Source organism: Butyrivibrio sp. ob235, assembly GCF_900109475.1.
In the GTDB taxonomy this organism is placed as follows: Bacteria; Bacillota; Clostridia; order Lachnospirales; family Lachnospiraceae; genus Butyrivibrio.
This window is the reverse complement of the sequence record NZ_FOBE01000002.1, coordinates 196,992-213,641: the sequence shown is the minus strand read 5'-3', so window position 1 is coordinate 213,641 and position 16,650 is coordinate 196,992. Positions and strand designations below refer to the sequence as shown.

15 protein-coding genes, 1 tRNA gene and 1 riboswitch are annotated in these 16,650 nt (G+C 40.9%); of the genes, 6 read left to right on the top strand and 10 right to left on the bottom strand.

The annotated features are described in order from the left end of the window. Positions 1 to 7: 7 nt before the first annotated feature. From BMW61_RS03400 to BMW61_RS03385, 4 genes are all read right to left on the bottom strand, one after another. On the bottom strand, positions 8 to 241 hold the full coding sequence (locus tag BMW61_RS03400) for a DUF3847 domain-containing protein (RefSeq protein ID WP_091819815.1): 234 nt from the start codon (positions 239 to 241) through the stop codon (positions 8 to 10). Positions 242 to 243: 2 nt separating this feature from the next. Further along, positions 244 to 1,179: a DUF5688 family protein gene (locus tag BMW61_RS03395; protein ID WP_091819814.1), complete on the bottom strand. Its 936-nt coding sequence runs from the start codon at positions 1,177 to 1,179 to the stop codon at positions 244 to 246. A 1-nt stretch (position 1,180) separates the two neighbouring features. Continuing rightward, positions 1,181 to 2,800, bottom strand: a complete 1,620-nt coding sequence (locus tag BMW61_RS03390) for a type IV secretory system conjugative DNA transfer family protein (protein WP_091819812.1) — start codon at positions 2,798 to 2,800, stop codon at positions 1,181 to 1,183. A gap of 241 nt (positions 2,801 to 3,041) precedes the next feature. Further along, a complete protein-coding gene (locus BMW61_RS03385; protein WP_175475084.1) occupies positions 3,042 to 5,108 on the bottom strand; it encodes a leucine-rich repeat domain-containing protein in 2,067 nt (688 codons plus the stop codon). 502 nt (positions 5,109 to 5,610) lie between these two features. On the opposite strand from BMW61_RS03385, the gene lepB reads away from it, so the two are divergent. Further along, positions 5,611 to 6,270, top strand: coding sequence for a signal peptidase I (gene lepB, locus BMW61_RS03380; protein ID WP_091819809.1), 660 nt, complete (start codon positions 5,611 to 5,613; stop codon positions 6,268 to 6,270). Here the strand turns inward: lepB and BMW61_RS03375 are convergent. Then, a complete protein-coding gene (locus tag BMW61_RS03375; protein ID WP_175475083.1) occupies positions 6,260 to 6,424 on the bottom strand; it encodes a helix-turn-helix domain-containing protein in 165 nt (54 codons plus the stop codon). The two genes, lepB and BMW61_RS03375, sit on opposite strands and share 11 nt — an antisense overlap. Before the next feature lie 132 nt (positions 6,425 to 6,556). Beyond that, a riboswitch (cyclic di-GMP riboswitch) is annotated at positions 6,557 to 6,631 on the top strand. Between the two features lie 77 nt (positions 6,632 to 6,708). On the opposite strand from BMW61_RS03375, the gene BMW61_RS03370 reads away from it, so the two are divergent. Further along, the gene (locus BMW61_RS03370) at positions 6,709 to 7,941 is read left to right on the top strand and encodes a hypothetical protein (RefSeq protein ID WP_091819808.1); all 1,233 of its coding nucleotides are present in this window, start codon (positions 6,709 to 6,711) and stop codon (positions 7,939 to 7,941) included. Between the two features lie 49 nt (positions 7,942 to 7,990). Here BMW61_RS03370 and BMW61_RS03365 read toward each other — a convergent pair whose 3' ends face one another. Then, complete coding sequence (locus BMW61_RS03365) at positions 7,991 to 8,611, bottom strand: helix-turn-helix domain-containing protein (RefSeq protein ID WP_175475082.1); 621 nt, start codon at positions 8,609 to 8,611, stop codon at positions 7,991 to 7,993. A 208-nt stretch (positions 8,612 to 8,819) separates the two neighbouring features. On the opposite strand from BMW61_RS03365, the gene BMW61_RS03360 reads away from it, so the two are divergent. From BMW61_RS03360 to BMW61_RS03350, 3 genes are all read left to right on the top strand, one after another. Next, complete coding sequence (locus tag BMW61_RS03360; RefSeq protein WP_091819805.1) at positions 8,820 to 9,119, top strand: DUF6291 domain-containing protein; 300 nt, start codon at positions 8,820 to 8,822, stop codon at positions 9,117 to 9,119. Between the two features lie 119 nt (positions 9,120 to 9,238). Continuing rightward, positions 9,239 to 10,075: a toprim domain-containing protein gene (locus BMW61_RS03355; RefSeq protein WP_091819803.1), complete on the top strand. Its 837-nt coding sequence runs from the start codon at positions 9,239 to 9,241 to the stop codon at positions 10,073 to 10,075. A 168-nt stretch (positions 10,076 to 10,243) separates the two neighbouring features. Next, positions 10,244 to 11,545, top strand: a complete 1,302-nt coding sequence (locus tag BMW61_RS03350) for a tyrosine-type recombinase/integrase (RefSeq protein WP_091819802.1) — start codon at positions 10,244 to 10,246, stop codon at positions 11,543 to 11,545. Between the two features lie 83 nt (positions 11,546 to 11,628). Here BMW61_RS03350 and BMW61_RS03345 read toward each other — a convergent pair. From BMW61_RS03345 to BMW61_RS03330, 4 genes are all read right to left on the bottom strand, one after another. Further along, positions 11,629 to 11,701, bottom strand: a tRNA-Thr gene (locus BMW61_RS03345). A gap of 82 nt (positions 11,702 to 11,783) precedes the next feature. Further along, a complete protein-coding gene (locus BMW61_RS03340; protein ID WP_026499475.1) occupies positions 11,784 to 12,299 on the bottom strand; it encodes a DUF4364 family protein in 516 nt (171 codons plus the stop codon). A gap of 119 nt (positions 12,300 to 12,418) precedes the next feature. After that, positions 12,419 to 14,230, bottom strand: coding sequence for a DUF5722 domain-containing protein (locus tag BMW61_RS03335; RefSeq protein ID WP_091819800.1), 1,812 nt, complete (start codon positions 14,228 to 14,230; stop codon positions 12,419 to 12,421). 32 nt (positions 14,231 to 14,262) lie between these two features. Continuing rightward, on the bottom strand, positions 14,263 to 15,648 hold the full coding sequence (locus tag BMW61_RS03330; protein WP_091819799.1) for a replication-associated recombination protein A: 1,386 nt from the start codon (positions 15,646 to 15,648) through the stop codon (positions 14,263 to 14,265). 95 nt (positions 15,649 to 15,743) lie between these two features. On the opposite strand from BMW61_RS03330, the gene BMW61_RS03325 reads away from it, so the two are divergent. Then, on the top strand, positions 15,744 to 16,607 hold the full coding sequence (locus tag BMW61_RS03325) for an ROK family protein (protein WP_022760908.1): 864 nt from the start codon (positions 15,744 to 15,746) through the stop codon (positions 16,605 to 16,607). Positions 16,608 to 16,650 lie beyond the last annotated feature (43 nt).

The window sequence follows — 16,650 nt, the reverse complement described above, 5'->3', positions numbered from 1 at the left end:
CGAGGGTTCAGCTGCATTCATTTGATTTAGGATTCAAGGCAGCTTCCAGTGCCACCTTGAACTCCTCATCTGTAAGCTGGTCAGCATTATCAACTATTTTTGATAATGCAGTTTCCGAAATAGCGCCGCGAATAATAAGCCTCCGTGTTCTGCGTTTTCGTTCCATAACCTTGTCACGGTTTCTTTGTAGTGCTGTGCGATGCTTTTCCTGTAATGCCTTTTCATATGTTTTATCATCCATGATCATCGACCTCTTGACATAGCCTGCTGCCTCATAGGAACAGCTCTCTTAATAGTGTGTTCCTGTCCAGCGATAGAAATAGTTCTTGTTTTATCGTTATATTCATAGACACTATCAGAAAGCTGGTCTCTGATATCCACAGTAGTTCTATTTACAGTACGTACCATATCTTTGAAATAACTGATATCGCTTGCAGTAGATTTAGGAATACATATCACTTCATGTCTGGAAGATGGGAGAATAACAAAATCTTCTCCTATTTTTTCCCTTGTTTCCTTCATCGCCCTAGGGTTAAGGATTTCACTGCTGCCATCTATTCCCTGCTCATTCGAGACAACAAACATCTTAAATTCACTTTCCGGAAAAAAAGAAGCTCCCATACCATGTTCAGAATTCAGCGCATTATTTAATACTGCTCCCATAGACCTTACAGTATAATTTCCTGATTCCAGGTTAGAATGTGCCATATCCAGGACTTCTTCCTTAGTCAGCCTAAGATTCCGGCAAACCTTATCATTAACAATAAAAGACATTCCATCCTCTATATACCAGCGAGGAATTGCAGCAAGATCTGCTATTCTCTCATGTGGAACATCCTTCAGAAGCTGAGCATTCCTATCGTATGACATAAGTGATAAGCGTATATGCTCTTTTGCAGATTCTTTATCAATATCTGATAAACTAAAATCAGGTGTGTTCTCTATCGCACCTTTGACTATTCCTACAATCTCATCCTCTACAGTACCGTTCTTATAATCCTCATAAAGATTTTCAGCTGAAAGAACCGGGGCTGTATCAGAATATTTATTCTTAATTACTATTCCTGTTTCCCTCCGATTAGTCTTAACCATCGGCTGAACAGTAATATTATAGTTGTCACCTAACTCGTCCTCTAATCTGGTCTTGAGTTCTTCGGTGAAAGTTTCAAAATCGTACATTTTACATCTCCTTATACAAATTGTTCTCACTAATAACTTCTTCATTGATTTCCTTTAAAACAGGATCCATATAGTATGGATTCTTCTTGAATCGATAATATTTCCCATCAATAAAGGCTATGATTTCATCCTTTTCCTCAAGGCTTAGTACATCCTCAGTATCCAAAACATTCACAGTTTCAAAGGAAATACTATCTCCATCTCGGGAAAAGATTTCGTTGCTGCTTTTGTATGTCCTTTTTTTCTGCTGAAATGATCCTGCCAATTCCTTTATACTGCGTATAGTGTTAATGTCTGTAGTTCCTGTAAACACCTTCACTCTGCACATTCCAAGAATCCCGTCAGCTCCTTCATTGCCATATATTTCCCTTATCTGACTGATATTCTGGAAAGCCATGTAAATATGGCACTTTCTTGATCTGAGCGTCGCAAGACTATGCTTTATTCTGTCTACCTTTCCAATGCGTCCGAATTCATCAAAAATGAACAATACCGGCTCAGAATCATCCGGTCTGGATTCCATTGCTTTGAGCGTCTGCGCAAGAATGAGCCGAAACAAATCCTTATATTCATCCAATAAATTTTCCGGCAAAGATAAAAAAATTGACTTGCCCTTATTCAGATCCTGCGGATCACACTTTAACGGATTATCACGAAGGGCATACTGCACTTCTGAAAACAAGAACACTGTCAGATGTTCCCTCATTGTACTAATGGCATCCTTCATTGCATTAGTTTCATCACCTTCAAACTGCTTAAGGTACTGATATACTCTCTTATCTTTTCCCGTCACAGAGATGATATACGGTATTTCTTCAGAAGGATTACAAGCCAATAGCTTCTTTACAGAATCTATGAATCCATATCCTTCCCTAAAATAGAAAAGCATCATTCCGCAAAATGCATCACGCGCTTTGTTCACGAAAAATATATCCGAATTATTATTTGACACAATTAGCGCATGAGAGAGAGCTGTAAGTGTCTTTACCACCTCATCATCAGAAGAATTCTCATCGATATCATAATAGACATCCCATCCCCAAGTAGTACGATCAGTTGGATTGACTATTCTAATCGATCTACGATTATGCATATCGACACTTTTATATGCCAGTTCCGGTTTGATATCCACAACAAATGCTGCCAGGTTGTCACCCACATCATAAAAATTTGCAAGAAGTGATGGAATGATCAGATTTGCACTCTTTCCGGAACCCGGTTCTCCCACAATTGCTCCAAAACGTGTTTCATCATCCACAAGCGGTATCCTGACATAAGAGTTCCCCTTTTTTCCAAGAATGAATCCATCTGGTGATTTTGCTAAAAACTTATCCTTAACAGATGGATACATACATGCCAGCTTTTCAGGTGTCATTGGATGCGCCTTTTCAATTTCATAATCAATAAAATTGAAATCTCTTTTGTTCTGAAAGCAATATTTGACTATATTCTGTCCGCATATAATCAATGAAGGTATAAGCGCCATTCCCCATGCTAATAAATGTCCAGCAGGGGTAATGCTTCTGCCCCAGAACAAAAGATCCAAAATGATATACATTGCTATCAGGCTCACTGGATATACCCAAATGCCGGATGCAATCAATTTACTTTTTATTGTCATTATTTTTTCCTCGTAGTAGTGGGTAAATGCATTTACATTGGTTTACATAATTTTGTTGCAACTTATTTAAAGATAAATGAAAATCATTTTCAGAGTCAAGTATTTTTACTTGACTTGCTGTATCATTTCGTTTGTGCCTTTTTTTGACATAGAAAATCCTCCAAAGCCATAGACGACTTTGGAGGATTAGTTCCTTCAAAAAAGCGCCATAGAGCTATATCTATGACGCCTTAGCTTTTATTTACTTTACTTTAGTTCTCTTCTTGTCAATTCTCTTCTCGATAGCCTTTACTACCTTCTTCTTAACCTTGCCCTTGCAGCCCTTTACTTTGATGACCGAACCCTTCTTGAGCTTTTTAAAGGCATTCTTGTCAATCTTGATGTCTCCATCTGCTGAGACATTGATTGTGACTGTCTTAAGGTTCGTGCATCCATAAAAGGCTCCTGCACCGATCTGCTTTACGGTACTGGGAATAGTTACCTTTGTAAGTTTTCGGTTGTTCTTGAACGCACCAGATGAGATTCTTGTAATAACATAGGAATTGCCATTTTCATCTGTTACATTTGAAGGTACTGACACTGTTTTTGTGCTGCTACCTGTAGAAGATTCAAATTCAGCAGTGCTATCCGAAGTAACCTTAAACATGAGATTATTTACGGTAAACTCTGATGCTCTTGCGACTACGGCTGTTTTCTCTGCGACAGTTTTTTCAGGCTCTTTGTTCTTTGATACTTCTGCTGTATCTGTATTATTTGTAGCGTCTGTTATATCGGAAGGTGTCACCTTTCCGCTATTGCCGGAAGTCTGATTTCCCGCTGATAAACCGCTTCCCTGCTGGGCGTTGCCTGATGGCTGTTCGGAACCGCCTGTTGTGCCTGGACCGTTTGATGAACCGCCGTTACCGCCTGATGAGGGCTGAACTGAACCTGAACCACCGGTTGAGGGTGCGGGAGCAGTACTGCTACCTGAATTGCCATTATCAGATGAAGGTGTGGTTGTGCTATCACCCGTTGCAGGTGTTGATGTATTGCCACTGTTATCGGTTGAGGTTGAGGAATTGGATGTATTACCCTGCTCTGCGTCAGAGATATTGTCTGTTGTAACAGGGCGCTCTCTTACTTCCAAAAGTCTATGATTTCCCCAGGTGCGGCCTATATGAACTTCGATAGAGCCTTCTCCTGCGCGATGTGCTGTGATAACGCCATTTTCTACGGTACAGAAATCTGACAATGTAGAATAGTCATCGCCAAGTATTCTAAACTCAGGGCTTTCGGTAGCATTGGCAGGAGTAACAGTGACGTCAAGTTTCATGCTATCGCCAACGTAAAGTAAAATTCCACTTGTTTCATTAAATCTGACATCAGTTGCCTCGACATAATCTGCATCTGAAACGCCCTTGGCAATATATGTATAGGTATAGGTTGTGCCGGTTGCGAGAGGAATGTATGAATCAAGACCTGTACTGTTTCTGACGTGCTTTTTCTTTAGTTTATTAGCATAATCAGAAGTGGTCCTATTGAAATAACTATGATCAACTGAGCCTGTTAAATCTTCTGTATCTGCCCAGGTAAGATCTTGCTCGTACCAGTCATCGCCAATCTTTACGACATTCCATTCGTGTCCTGCCCCGTTGCTGGTTCCGCTAACAATAGCGCAGTCAATCCCGAATGCATCAAGAAGGCACTTATAGCCACGGGAATATCCTACGCATACAGCCTTGCCCTGTACTAATGCACCGTATGCTGTCCTGCAGTCAGCTCCCCAATCTCCGTTAAACTGTCCTGCGGTATCATATTCAAGCTGCTTGACATAATAATCATGAATGTTTAAGACCGACTTAGGAATATCTTGCGGATCGTATAAACCAGCGCTGACAATGGCCGATTTCATAGTTGCAATTTTGCTTTTGATTTGGTTGTCCCATATGGAATAATTGTTATTATCCCGAATTTTAGCAACCATATAACTCGTGTAGTTTTCGTCGTCATGCCATACATCAACAGCTTCAAAACCATATCTTATATATTCCATGATTTCCGGATAATCAGCCTCTACTGCATTGTGCGCAATACCTATCGGCGTAGGGCTGTCGGCCCCCTCCGGTAATTCGATACCATATTTGATCTTATCTTCGTTAGACATCCTATATATGTTTGTCCCTATTGGAAGCGGATTTTTTGCTGATTCAATTATTGCATCATAGCAAGCACGCTCTGCATCCGTCTGAAGGAAATAATAATGGAGCCTATGTTCTACGCTTCCTGTATTAGCAGAAGCTGTAATGATGCTGCTAGAAGTATTAGGCATAATACTCCCCGATAAGATTCCTGTCACTAATGACATAGCAATAATAGTTTTTTTGATGCTTTTTGATAAAATTCTCACTCTTGATTATCTCCTTATATATTTCAAATATTTAAAAATAAGTTCTCAATCATATGTTGACATTATTTATCATTTATCCATCACGTTACTATACACTGATTTTAATACTTTAAGTGTAAAATTAAAAAATATAATTGGGAATTGGCAAATAATAACAACTTCCTTGACTGTAATCGTATTATAACTATTATTAAAAATCATAATGCATTGCATCATTGGCATTTTAATGCCTTTTTATGATTTATTCATGCATCGCTTAATATATCACATTGTGAATATATGCACAATACTTTTTTTGTTTTTATGCTATAATTCAGTCAAATCAAGCATAGAGGCTGATTTCGTGAAGGTAATCAACGTGTTTATAAAAGAATTTTAAATTCTTAAAGGATAATGACATTCATCATAAAATAAGGGATTTGTTATGAAACCATATAAATATATCCTGACAATAATCATCTGCATTCTCATGAGTTTTATTTTTTACTCGCGCAGAAAAGAAAGACTTATTAGTAATAACCATTCACAAAGCGCAGGAATAAAATTTGATAGAACCCTTCTTACTGATCTTGGATTGACAATACTTCCTTTTTTCATTTTATATATAGTTTTGTCAAAGGTTATCATAATCGGAGGATGTCAGAGCGGTTCTATGGAACCTACTATCATGACTGGCAGTATTACCTTTTCAAATGGATTAGCGTATATTACTCATGAACCACAAAGAGGTGACATCATTTATTTTTCAAATGAACAAACAGAACATAAGGTATTTGTTAAAAGGATTATTGGTCTGCCGGGAGATAATGTATCATTCACAGACGGGAATGTATACATAAACGGACTACTACTTGCAGAAGATTATCTTTCAGAAGATGTTTTGACATATTGTGATAAGGAGTTTAAAGTTCCTGCTGATTCATATTTTTTATTAGGAGATAATAGGGAATATAGCTTTGATTCCAGATACTGGGATAATCCATATGTCTCAAAAGATGATATCGGTGGAAAATACATTACTTCGATTATTATTCCGCTAGTAAAAAAGAATAATTCACAGCTCAGTGAAACTGTTATGGAATAAATTCTATTACATCATTTGGTGTACATTCCAAAATATTGCACAGCTTTTCAAGTGTTAAGAGTGTAATATTCTTGCTTTTCTTAAGAGAATCAAGTGTCTTATTATCTATTCCAGCCTTAATAAGGGCATACTGTGATATGCCTTTTTCTTGCATTGTCTTCCATAATGGCTGATAAGAAATAATGATAATCACGCTCCTCTCTTTAGAAAATTTTAAGAGTGGATTGTGAAAATAAACATTGTGGAGATAATCACAATATGATATGTTGTTATTAAATTACAGATAAATATTCAAAGGCAAAACCGAAGCAATTCGGCGACGCAAAACTATAGGATCTCTACGAGATAGCCAGTTGCAGACAACATGATGCATCGTAGAAATACGGTGCTTTTTTGATTGCGGAAATAGTTATTTTTGATGTCAAAGGAGTAGATATAATGAAAAACAGAGTAGTTCGTATATTAAGTGTTTTAGGTGTGGCATTATGTTTAGTGGTGCTATTATATGTGCCTAATTATATGGAAATGTATTATACTGCAGATCACCCCTATTACAATCCTTCAACAGGCGAAATCATAGTAGTACAGATAGAATGCCCGGCCGAACAAGAACAGGCAAAAATTGCTGAAATGAATGCGAAATACGCAGCCATGGGCTATACAGTTGCTATTGATCCAGCATTATATACCGAAGCATGGGTGGCGGCAGGTCCAGGCGGAAATGACTACGATAAATTACGCGAAATTGCTGAAGCTAGAGGTGTTATTCCTAGCGGTGCAAAAACGGCAGCAGAAGCAACGGCAACTGAAAGTCAGAAGCAGGAAGAGCCGGTAGCCGAGCAGCCACAGACAGAAGAAACGCAGCCTGAAGAAGTCAAGGAAGAAACCAAGGTGGAAACACAGCCCGAAAAGGAATACAGTCACGGTGTTTACGATGAAATCAATAAAGATGCTCTTGATGCTTTCGATCACTTTTTATATGACGGAATTGCCGACAGTTGTTATATTCAGGTGAAAAATTCTGCAGAGAATAAGACAATGCCTGCATGGGAAATAGAGAGAACCGCAACAGGTAAGGAAAATGGCGAAATTCAGTTCGTAGATGATAATGGGAATATTGTTTATTCAGTAATCTTTCCGCAGGTAGAAACTGATGAAGATATTGAACTTGGCATAGATATCGCAGCTGAGGATAATATCATGGTCGTATCCCCAGTATCCCAAAAAAATTCATTTACAGATCTTGGATACACGCTCTGGATTAAAGTACCTATGGGGAAAGATGAAAAATATGCAGAATTTAATCTGTACACAAAGTCTAGCAAGGCAGGAAAAGACTATGAGGAATTCATGAAGGCTACAGCTGATGAGAATGGAAATGTAATACTTCCTATAAATATCCTGCAGAATTATTATATCTCTAAGGACTTGCTTGTGAAGACGGAGGAAGCTAAGGAAGTAGCAGAGGAATCCGTAGAGGAATCAGTAAGTGAACCCGTAGAAGAAGTAGAGCCTGTAAAGGAAGAAGTTAAAGCACCTGTAGAAGCTATGCCTGTTGAGAAGCAAGTAGAGAGTGCTGCTAATGATAACTTGAAATGGGTTATTTGTGGCATAATTGCATGCGCAGGTATTGTCGCAGGAATTCTTATATATAAAAAGAAAAGTAAATAAAAGTTGTGCCCCTTCCCAAAGAAGTCTCGTTGCTTTGGGGAGGGTGAATTTAGGCATTTCTCGGCATATCAAGCCTTAAGTGGAGGCTTGACTCAATCAAATCAGCTTCTTTATCTAGCCAATCAAAAAACTCATTTTTCCCCATTTGTACAAGTTTTCCACAATATTCAATCTCAAATATGATTTTTCCCTCTACTTGGTGCTGTTCTGAAACAATATCTATTTCTTCATCGAATAATCTATTTTTATAATCATTATTACAACCTTTTGTCTTTCGCCATGTGAGATCACTTTGCCTTGTATATACTTCTGTATCCAATTCAAGATTTTCTACTATCTTTACCCCAAAATGTTCAAAAATGTTTTGTATAGCCCCCCGTCTTCTAGCTTGTCTTGCGTCTGCACGCTGAAGCTCATCCATTTCTTCATTGTACATAGTATACTGTGGAGGTGTTTCATCATCTGTTTCACACTTAAGATACTCTGGAGTAACATTTAAGAGTTTTGCCACTCTGACAATAAATGGTTCTGGTATCTCTCTCTTACCGTTTACATAACGACTTAAAGTTTCGAGTGTAACTCCTGCAATAGGCGCAAATTCTATCATCTTTATTCCTTGTACTTGCAAGGTTCTTTTTATTCTTTTGCCTGTATCAATAGTTGTAACCATTATAATACCTCCTTGATAATTATAATTATACATTCCTAACCACGCTATGTCAATTATTATCTCTGCATAATTTGCTTTTATTTGATATATATACGTATAATTCTTAATATTCCGCAAATATATTTGATATCGTTTGACTTTTATTGAGCATTGCGGTATAAAATATTTAACACAACAATAAATTTATATTACGAAAGGATAGACGATTATGGAGAACAATATTCAAAACAACGCGTTGTATATTCCGGCAAAATGGTTCCCAACGCAAGGACAGTGGCAATCACAGTTAACCGTACTCTCCGACGAGGATGTAGGAAAATTATTCAAAGCAGCTCTTAATTATCTGAATTCTGGAATTTGTCCAGAGTTTGAAAACACATTATTAGATTTTGCATTTATTCCGATTAAGGCTGAAATTGAAGCCAGCCAAAAAGCTTTCACTGCCAAAAGGGAAGGTGGAAAAAAAGGAGGACAAAAAAGAGGCGGTTCCAAAAAAACAAAGGAATGAGAAAGTATGCTTAGGAATTGTTAACCATAGCCAAAGATAGTAAATGATACTTTAGCATTGCAGACACATACATACAAACCCACTACGGTAATGAAAAGAATATTCTTTAGGAGACTCATATGTTTTTTACTCGAGAACAAATGAGAAAGGCACGTATAACTGACCTATATAATTATCTACTCACGAATCACGCAAATGCAATAGTCAAAGAAGGATCAAGCCTGCGATTAATAGCTAATCATAGCCTCAGCATCAAGCTTGGATATTCTGGATATTACGATTTTTCAACTGGAGATAAAGGAAATAGTATTGATTTTTTAGTTAAGTACTTAGGATATTCCATACCTGAAGCAGTTTTGTCACTTGCTAACTATAATAACAAAACTGCAGAACCAGTTATACCTTCAGCAGAAGTGCATTTAATTAAAGCAGACTTTCCCAAAAAAGGTGATCCGAATTCGCGTAAAGCAATAGATTATCTTGTTAGCCGTGGTCTTTCTGAAAGTCTTGTCAGAAGTCTGATAAAGGCAAACCTCATATATCAGGATGAGCATAATAACGTTGTATTCATTAATCGCGAATGCAATTATGCTGAAATACGGGGGACTTCAGAAGTCCCGTTTAAGAGCATCAGAAAACCAAAGGACTCAAATGTCGCTTGGTATTTCAACAAACCATTTATCAATACTAAACCCCATAAGTGTTACATATGCGAATCCGCCATAGATGCTATCTCACTTTTTATGCTTTTATGTGAAAATGCCTTTTATATAAGCATAGGCGGGGTGGGCAATCAGAGAACTATAGACTCTATCAAACAGCTAAATATCCAAGTCATCCTAGCTGTTGACAACGATTCTGCAGGAGATGCCTGCCGTATTCGTAATCAGGATATGGAATTCATCATCCCTTCACACAAGGACTGGAATGACGATCTAATTGCTCGTATGAATTAATGGAGATTATTATTACTCATTACTGTTTTCTTCTATTTTATCCCTTTAATTATTGTAATCCAATATCCCTCACCAATTGGAATTGTTTTATCTTAAAACAAAAACATCATAGGATAATCAAAAGTAGAGTATAAACGCACTCCAATTATAGCCTTTACAGGAGGCATTATGAATAAGAAACAAATATCAATAAACGCCTCCTGTAGTGAGAGGATACATAAATCATTTCCGCAAAAATTAAAGGCTTCAGATTTTCTGCAAAAAAATGCTATAATCACAGAGAGTGCTGAAAATGAGCAATTGAAAAAACAGTGTTTTGAAAAAGAACGAAAATTGAAAGTACAGGAGGCGTTATTACCCCACAAAAAGAAAGGCAGTAAATTTGTCACATATGACACCAAGAACAAACAATACAAGATAAGAATACCTTCAGCCCTGCGTAAAGATAACCGCAGTAAAATCACCGCAAGTTCAGAACAGGAAACATATGACAGGATGTACGCATACCTATTTGGAGAAAATAATCATACCATCCGCGCACTATATGACACTGCGCTTGAATCTAAACGCACAGATCTTGATATCTCATCACTAACTATAGATAGGTATCAACAGCTCTGGAACAAATATTATGATCATTCCACTATTGCTGAACAATCTATCAAAGACATAAAAGCATCCGAGTTGAAGTTGTTCTTTAAGAAAATCTGCGCAGGACGTACACTAAGCCGAAAGGCATTTAATAATGTCAAAAGCATAATGAATATGGTCTATGACCTTGCTGTAGAATCTGACATCCTAACTGATAATCTCAGTCGTTCTCTTAACTGTAAGGATTTAAAGTTCAAAGCTGTTGATAACAGTAATAAGCGTTATACAGATGAAGACAGAGATGCCATTCTTGAAGTTTTGAAAGCGATGAAGCATAAATCAGGGTATGAATATGGCATTGAGCTTATGTTCTGTCTCTGCATTCGTATCGGTGAACTGAAGGCTCTTAAATGGAGCGATATAGATTTCAGAAAAAATACCATAAAAATTTCACGTGAGGTTGTCCTCCGTAAAGACAGTGATGGTATAAATCGCCCGGTTGAGCTTAACCATACTAAAGGTGGTGAACATGGTGAACGAATCCTGCCGTTATCTGACAGAGTCTTACACATCCTAAAATGCCTCAGAGAGCAACCTATCGTGTATGAGCATATCGTTTGTACTGCTGAAGGCAATCCACTCAATACTGGGCATTTTAATGACCATTTAAAGCGTATCACAGCAAAAGCCGGTGTTACTTATATGTCATCTCATAAAATTCGTTTTTGGAGCGTAACAGCGCTAGCACGAGCAACCGGTGGCGATTTGCAGACTGTAATGTACGCCGCTGGACATGTGGACAAAAATACTACTCTTCATTATATCCGAGCAGTTCAGCAGGACACAAAAATGAACGATATTAAGGCATGTTTCAGTTAAGAAAGGCGTTACGACCACTCTACGACCACCATTCCAGGCATCAAAAAACCCTTAAACCCAGATAAATACTGGATTTAAGGGCGAGCTGGCAACGGGAATCGGACCCGTGACCTCCGCACTACCAATGCGACGCACTACCGACTGTGCTATGCCAGCAATCCGTGACTTTCGCAAGTCACAAAGGTTATTTTAACAAGCAGATAGTAGCTTGTCAACATGCATTTTTCAACAAGATTTCTCACATAAGTTCAGTCATGATAGTCCTGTAGATGTTCTGGTTTTTCTTCTTCCAGTTCTCGCAGATTGTCTCTGCCATATCCTCCGTGATCGCGGGGACATGGAGCTCTACCAGTGTTTCTCCGAACTCCGCTGCGGAGAGGTATGTCATGTACTCATTTTCTCCGGTCTTCTTGTAATAGGCACCGATGGAAGTCTCGTCGCGCATCTTGAGCCCGTTTTCCCGGAAAAATGTATCAATCTGCTCCCTGATTGAGGGATTGATGCGGTTGCCGAAAAAGTCCAGTGTCTCACTTCCTGCATCGGTGAGTTTCAGGAATGTCCTGCTGCCCTCGATGTTCTCGGTGATGAGCTCAGACTCCGCAAGCTCGCCGAATACTTCCTGCAGGGTGAGAAAATTCGTGTATTCTTTTTCCAATATAAAGTCGTAAATCTGTGCCTTGCTGAGGCGTCCGTCGGATTTTCTCAGCATGTAGAGCACGATCATTTTGTATAAGGTTAGGTATTGTGAACTCATGAAGCCCTCATCCGTCAGCTACGCTGACACCTTCTCCCAGAGGGAGAAGGCAAATTTTTTCCGTCATCTTCTCTCAGAGACAATTTCAATCTCCCCCTCTGGGAGAAGGCAAATTATTGTTAGAAATTCACCCCGACAATGTCTCTGGCGAAAGCGATGTGTTCCTCCCGCTGCGGGGTATCCATGTATTTAAATACGTCGTACGATAATTTGTGTCCGCCGCCTGTGGTGCAAAGTCCCATGGCAAGGCCGTCGTGAGCAATCTCCTCAGGAGCATCGGTCTGTCTGGAAAACATGATCGCGTGAAGGTTACCGTTCGCTGCAACCTTGCTGTAGGCGTAGGCGATAGCTGCTGCCTGGAGTGCGTCACCCTTTGTGGAAGTGTATCCCACCTCGCTAAGGATTATGGACCGGACACCACCATTATACAACATCGCTTCGCTGCTCATATAGTTTGTGAGGACACCTATGTTTTTCATTGTGATAAAAGATGTGTCCGCGGAGTCGGTCACAAGCTTGTGCCCGTTCCAGAATGCCACGTCGGTAAGCGGCACGGTGTAAGGGTGCTGAGCAAGTCCCCAGCCGATGTCGCCATAGCTTCTAAGTGAAGCTGCAAAGCTGTCCAGAAGGTCTCTTCCGTCGTAGTCGGGATTGCCCTTCATATTTCTGTCCCACTGCTGGTCGAGTGAGATGTATACATGTGCGCCGGCATTGTTACTCTTAATCGCATTGTAGAATACTCTGAATGCCCTTGCATAAGCAGCGGCATATGTTCCAAGGTCGGTGGATGCCATGTAATTCCACTCTTTTCGCGCATTGACTTCGTTTCCGATAATCCACATCGCAACATTGCCGTGACCCGAGCCGGAATATCTCTCTGCCAGGAATGATCCGATGGCTGCAAGCGCATTGACGCCGGCCTCGTCGGAGGCATTGAACATATAGTAAGGAGCCGTGGATCCGCTTCTCGCATTGGGATGAGTCACCTCAGGAAAAGTGGAGGGCGATACGTTATTAAGTATGATAGCAGCAACATCCACCCCCTTCGAATTGAGGGTTGTGAACAGATAATCGTATTCATGGAGAATAGCTCCGTTAAAATAGTAGGTAACACCGTTATAGGTGTAAGCAACGGAACCTCCCGCACTTGTCGCAAGGAGTCTGTTCAGCGGAATATTGTAAGTTGCATAATTAACTCCGAGGTCGCCAACGGCATCCAGATGAGAAGGATCAACCAAAAGACCCTTCTTAGAGCTGTGCTGTAATCCGCCGTAATTATGCGATGCAACCGCCTCCGGATTTGTGATATAGCTTGCATGGGAAACCGGTTTAAACTCGTCGTCCTTTTTCACCGCAATGAAAAACTTCCTGTATAATCTGGAATTCGCAGCAGCCTTGTTCAGAGCTGCCTTAAGTGTAACTTCGCTGTCCTTATATATCTTCGAGATTGGCTCCGCATCTGTGCTAAGGCCATCTTCATACATCGCAGCATCGAACAGATAATAGTACTTGTCATCGGAGGTGGGAATCCCCTCAGCTGAGCCCTTAACCTCAACTCCGCCGCTCTCTCCTATGATACAGCTGTCGAGCTTAACATATTCCGCAAGCTGATCATCAGGCACATCAACCGTTGCCGGCCTCTCACCGAGTGCGCGCTTAACCTTATCACCTGAATTTGTTATGGCTTTCAGAATATCCTCGTCAAGGTAGCTCTTTTCCTTGGGTGTCTCCTTAACTTCCGTTACCGGTTTTTCCTCGGTGGTCACTACCACCTCTTCCTTCTTATCAAAAGCGCCTTCCGTATATAACAGTATCCCTACCACAAAAAGAACCGCCAGTACTGAGCCTATCAGCACAGCCAGCGTTCCTTTTCTTGAATACAGTATTTTATTATCTATAAACTCTTTTAGTTTCTTAAAGGGTTTCTTCAACTCTAACCTCGCGTTACTACATATCTATTGATTTACTGCTTATTCTCGTCCGTTTGTGCGGCATCCTCTGCCTTCGTAGCTTCTGCTCCCGAATCGGAGGCGTGTTCTTTGAGGAACTTCATATGCTCCTTGATCTTCACCTCGTAGCCGTTTCCGGACGGGCTGTAAAATTCCTTACCGTTTAATTCATAAGGAAGATATTGCTGCTCCACATAGTTGTTCGGATAGTCATGAGCATATTTGTAGCCTATTCCATGTCCGAGCTTACCTGCGGATTTGTAATGTGCATCCTGAAGATGCGACGGTATCGGGAGATTTCCCGTATTCTTCACTGTGTCCATTGCGCTGAAAATCGCCTCCACTGCGGCATTGCTCTTAGGCGCTGTCGCTATGTAACTGGCCGCCTGTGACAGGTTAATCTGACACTCCGGCATACCTATTCTCTCTGTTGCAAGAAAAGCCGCTACCGCAACCTGAAGCGCCTGCGGATCGGCATTCCCGACATCCTCGGAGGCACAGATCACCATTCTTCTTGCTATAAATTTGGGGTCCTCTCCTGCATTGAGCATCCTTGCAAGATAGTAAACCGCTGCGTCGGGATCAGATCCTCTCATACTTTTTATAAAAGCTGAAATTGTATCGTAGTGGTTGTCGCCGTCCTTATCATATCTCGCAACACGCTTCTGGATGCACTCCTCGGCAACCTCTCTCGTGATATGTATCTTACCGTCTTCACTTCGCTCTGTAGTCAGTATTCCTAGCTCAATAGCATTGAGCGCGTGTCTCGCATCCCCGCCCGCTATGTCAGCCAGAAATTCCTCTGCCTCAGGCTCCAAAACTGCATCAAAAGAGCCCATTCCATTCACAGTGTCTGTCACCGCTCTTTTCATAAGGGTCTTGATATCGTCCTCTGAAAGCGGCTGAAGTTCGAAGATAACGGATCTTGAAATAAGAGCCCCGTTCACCTCGAAGTAAGGATTCTCCGTCGTGGCTCCGATCAGAATAACCGTGCCGTCCTCAACAAACGGAAGAAGGTAGTCCTGCTGTCCCTTGTTGAAGCGGTGTATCTCGTCTATGAAAAGGATGGTTTTTCTTCCAAAACCGCCTAAATTCTCTTTGGCCTTAGCCACAACCTCTTCCATGTCCTTTTTTCCTGACACGGTGGCATTAAGCTGAACAAAATCTGCCTTGGTGGTGTTCGCGATGACCTTTGCAAGAGTCGTCTTGCCTGTTCCGGGCGGTCCGTATAATATTATCGAGCTTATCTTATCCGCCTTGATTGCGCGGTAAAGAAGCTTATCCTTACCGATGATGTGCTGTTGTCCAACTACCTCGTCAAGGGTCTTCGGACGCATCCTGGCTGCAAGCGGAGACTCGCTCTTCATGTTCTTTTCACGTGCATACTCAAATAAATCCATAGTATTAGTATTCTACTATAAATGCTATAATTATTCCAACGTGCGTATAGCATTTTTATAAAGCTTTTATTTTTTATGTATTCAAGGAGGACGCTATGTTATTTGGAGCACTTGAAGCCGGCGGAACCAAGATGGTCTGCGCTGTCGGCAATGAAAACGGGGAGATTCTCGAACAGGTCAAATTCCCCACAGAAACACCTGAGACTACAATGCCTCAGATTTTTGAGTATTTTAAAGGAAAAGATATCAAAGCACTTGGAATTGCGTGCTTTGGTCCAATTGATCTTAAGACGGATTCGCCCACCTATGGAAGCATTACTTCCACACCTAAGAAGGGGTGGTCCGGCTACAATATCGTTAACGCTGCTAAGGAGGCCCTTGGAATCCCGATCGGTTTTGATACTGACGTAAACGGCTCTCTTCTCGGAGAAGTTACCTGGGGCTGCGCCAAAGGACTCTCTGATGCCATCTATCTCACCATCGGAACCGGCGTCGGCGGTGGAGTAATGTCCAACGGAAAACTGCTTCATGGCATGCTTCATCCTGAGGTTGGACACATCCGACTTCCCATTGTGAAGGGTGATCCAGGCAAAAGTGTCTGCCCTTTCCATGACAACTGCTTTGAAGGTCTCGCTGCAGGTCCTTCAATCATGGCTCGCTGGGGCAAGCCTGCTGTAGAACTGTCCGATAAGAGCGAAGTATGGGAGATTGAAAGTGAATATATTGCCACCGCTCTTATGAGCTATGCACTTATCCTTAGCCCCAAGAAGATAATCCTCGGCGGCGGAGTAATGCATCAGGAGCAGCTCTTCCCGCTTGTTCGAAAGAAGTTCGCCGAGCTCATGAACGGCTACATCTTAACTGATGAAATGAATCATCTTGATGATTACATCGTTCCTGCCAGCCTCAACGACGACCAAGGCATCATGGGCGCAATTAAGCTCGCCATTGATGCGTAAGTTATTCCAAAAAAAACAGCCCCTGAGATATGTGTGTTCAACC

Excerpts from the sequence above, each read along its gene's own strand:
- BMW61_RS03400 (WP_091819815.1), bottom strand. The coding sequence starts at position 241 with ATGGATGATAAAACATATGAAAAGGCATTACAGGAAAAGCATCGCACA.
- BMW61_RS03395 (WP_091819814.1), bottom strand. The coding sequence starts at position 1,179 with ATGTACGATTTTGAAACTTTCACCGAAGAACTCAAGACCAGATTAGAG.
- BMW61_RS03390 (WP_091819812.1), bottom strand. The coding sequence starts at position 2,800 with ATGACAATAAAAAGTAAATTGATTGCATCCGGCATTTGGGTATATCCA.
- BMW61_RS03385 (WP_175475084.1), bottom strand. The coding sequence starts at position 5,108 with ATGCCTAATACTTCTAGCAGCATCATTACAGCTTCTGCTAATACAGGA.
- lepB (WP_091819809.1), top strand. The coding sequence starts at position 5,611 with ATGAAACCATATAAATATATCCTGACAATAATCATCTGCATTCTCATG.
- BMW61_RS03375 (WP_175475083.1), bottom strand. The coding sequence starts at position 6,424 with ATGCAAGAAAAAGGCATATCACAGTATGCCCTTATTAAGGCTGGAATA.
- BMW61_RS03370 (WP_091819808.1), top strand. The coding sequence starts at position 6,709 with ATGAAAAACAGAGTAGTTCGTATATTAAGTGTTTTAGGTGTGGCATTA.
- BMW61_RS03365 (WP_175475082.1), bottom strand. The coding sequence starts at position 8,611 with ATGGTTACAACTATTGATACAGGCAAAAGAATAAAAAGAACCTTGCAA.
- BMW61_RS03360 (WP_091819805.1), top strand. The coding sequence starts at position 8,820 with ATGGAGAACAATATTCAAAACAACGCGTTGTATATTCCGGCAAAATGG.
- BMW61_RS03355 (WP_091819803.1), top strand. The coding sequence starts at position 9,239 with ATGTTTTTTACTCGAGAACAAATGAGAAAGGCACGTATAACTGACCTA.
- BMW61_RS03350 (WP_091819802.1), top strand. The coding sequence starts at position 10,244 with ATGAATAAGAAACAAATATCAATAAACGCCTCCTGTAGTGAGAGGATA.
- BMW61_RS03340 (WP_026499475.1), bottom strand. The coding sequence starts at position 12,299 with ATGAGTTCACAATACCTAACCTTATACAAAATGATCGTGCTCTACATG.
- BMW61_RS03330 (WP_091819799.1), bottom strand. The coding sequence starts at position 15,648 with ATGGATTTATTTGAGTATGCACGTGAAAAGAACATGAAGAGCGAGTCT.
- BMW61_RS03325 (WP_022760908.1), top strand. The coding sequence starts at position 15,744 with ATGTTATTTGGAGCACTTGAAGCCGGCGGAACCAAGATGGTCTGCGCT.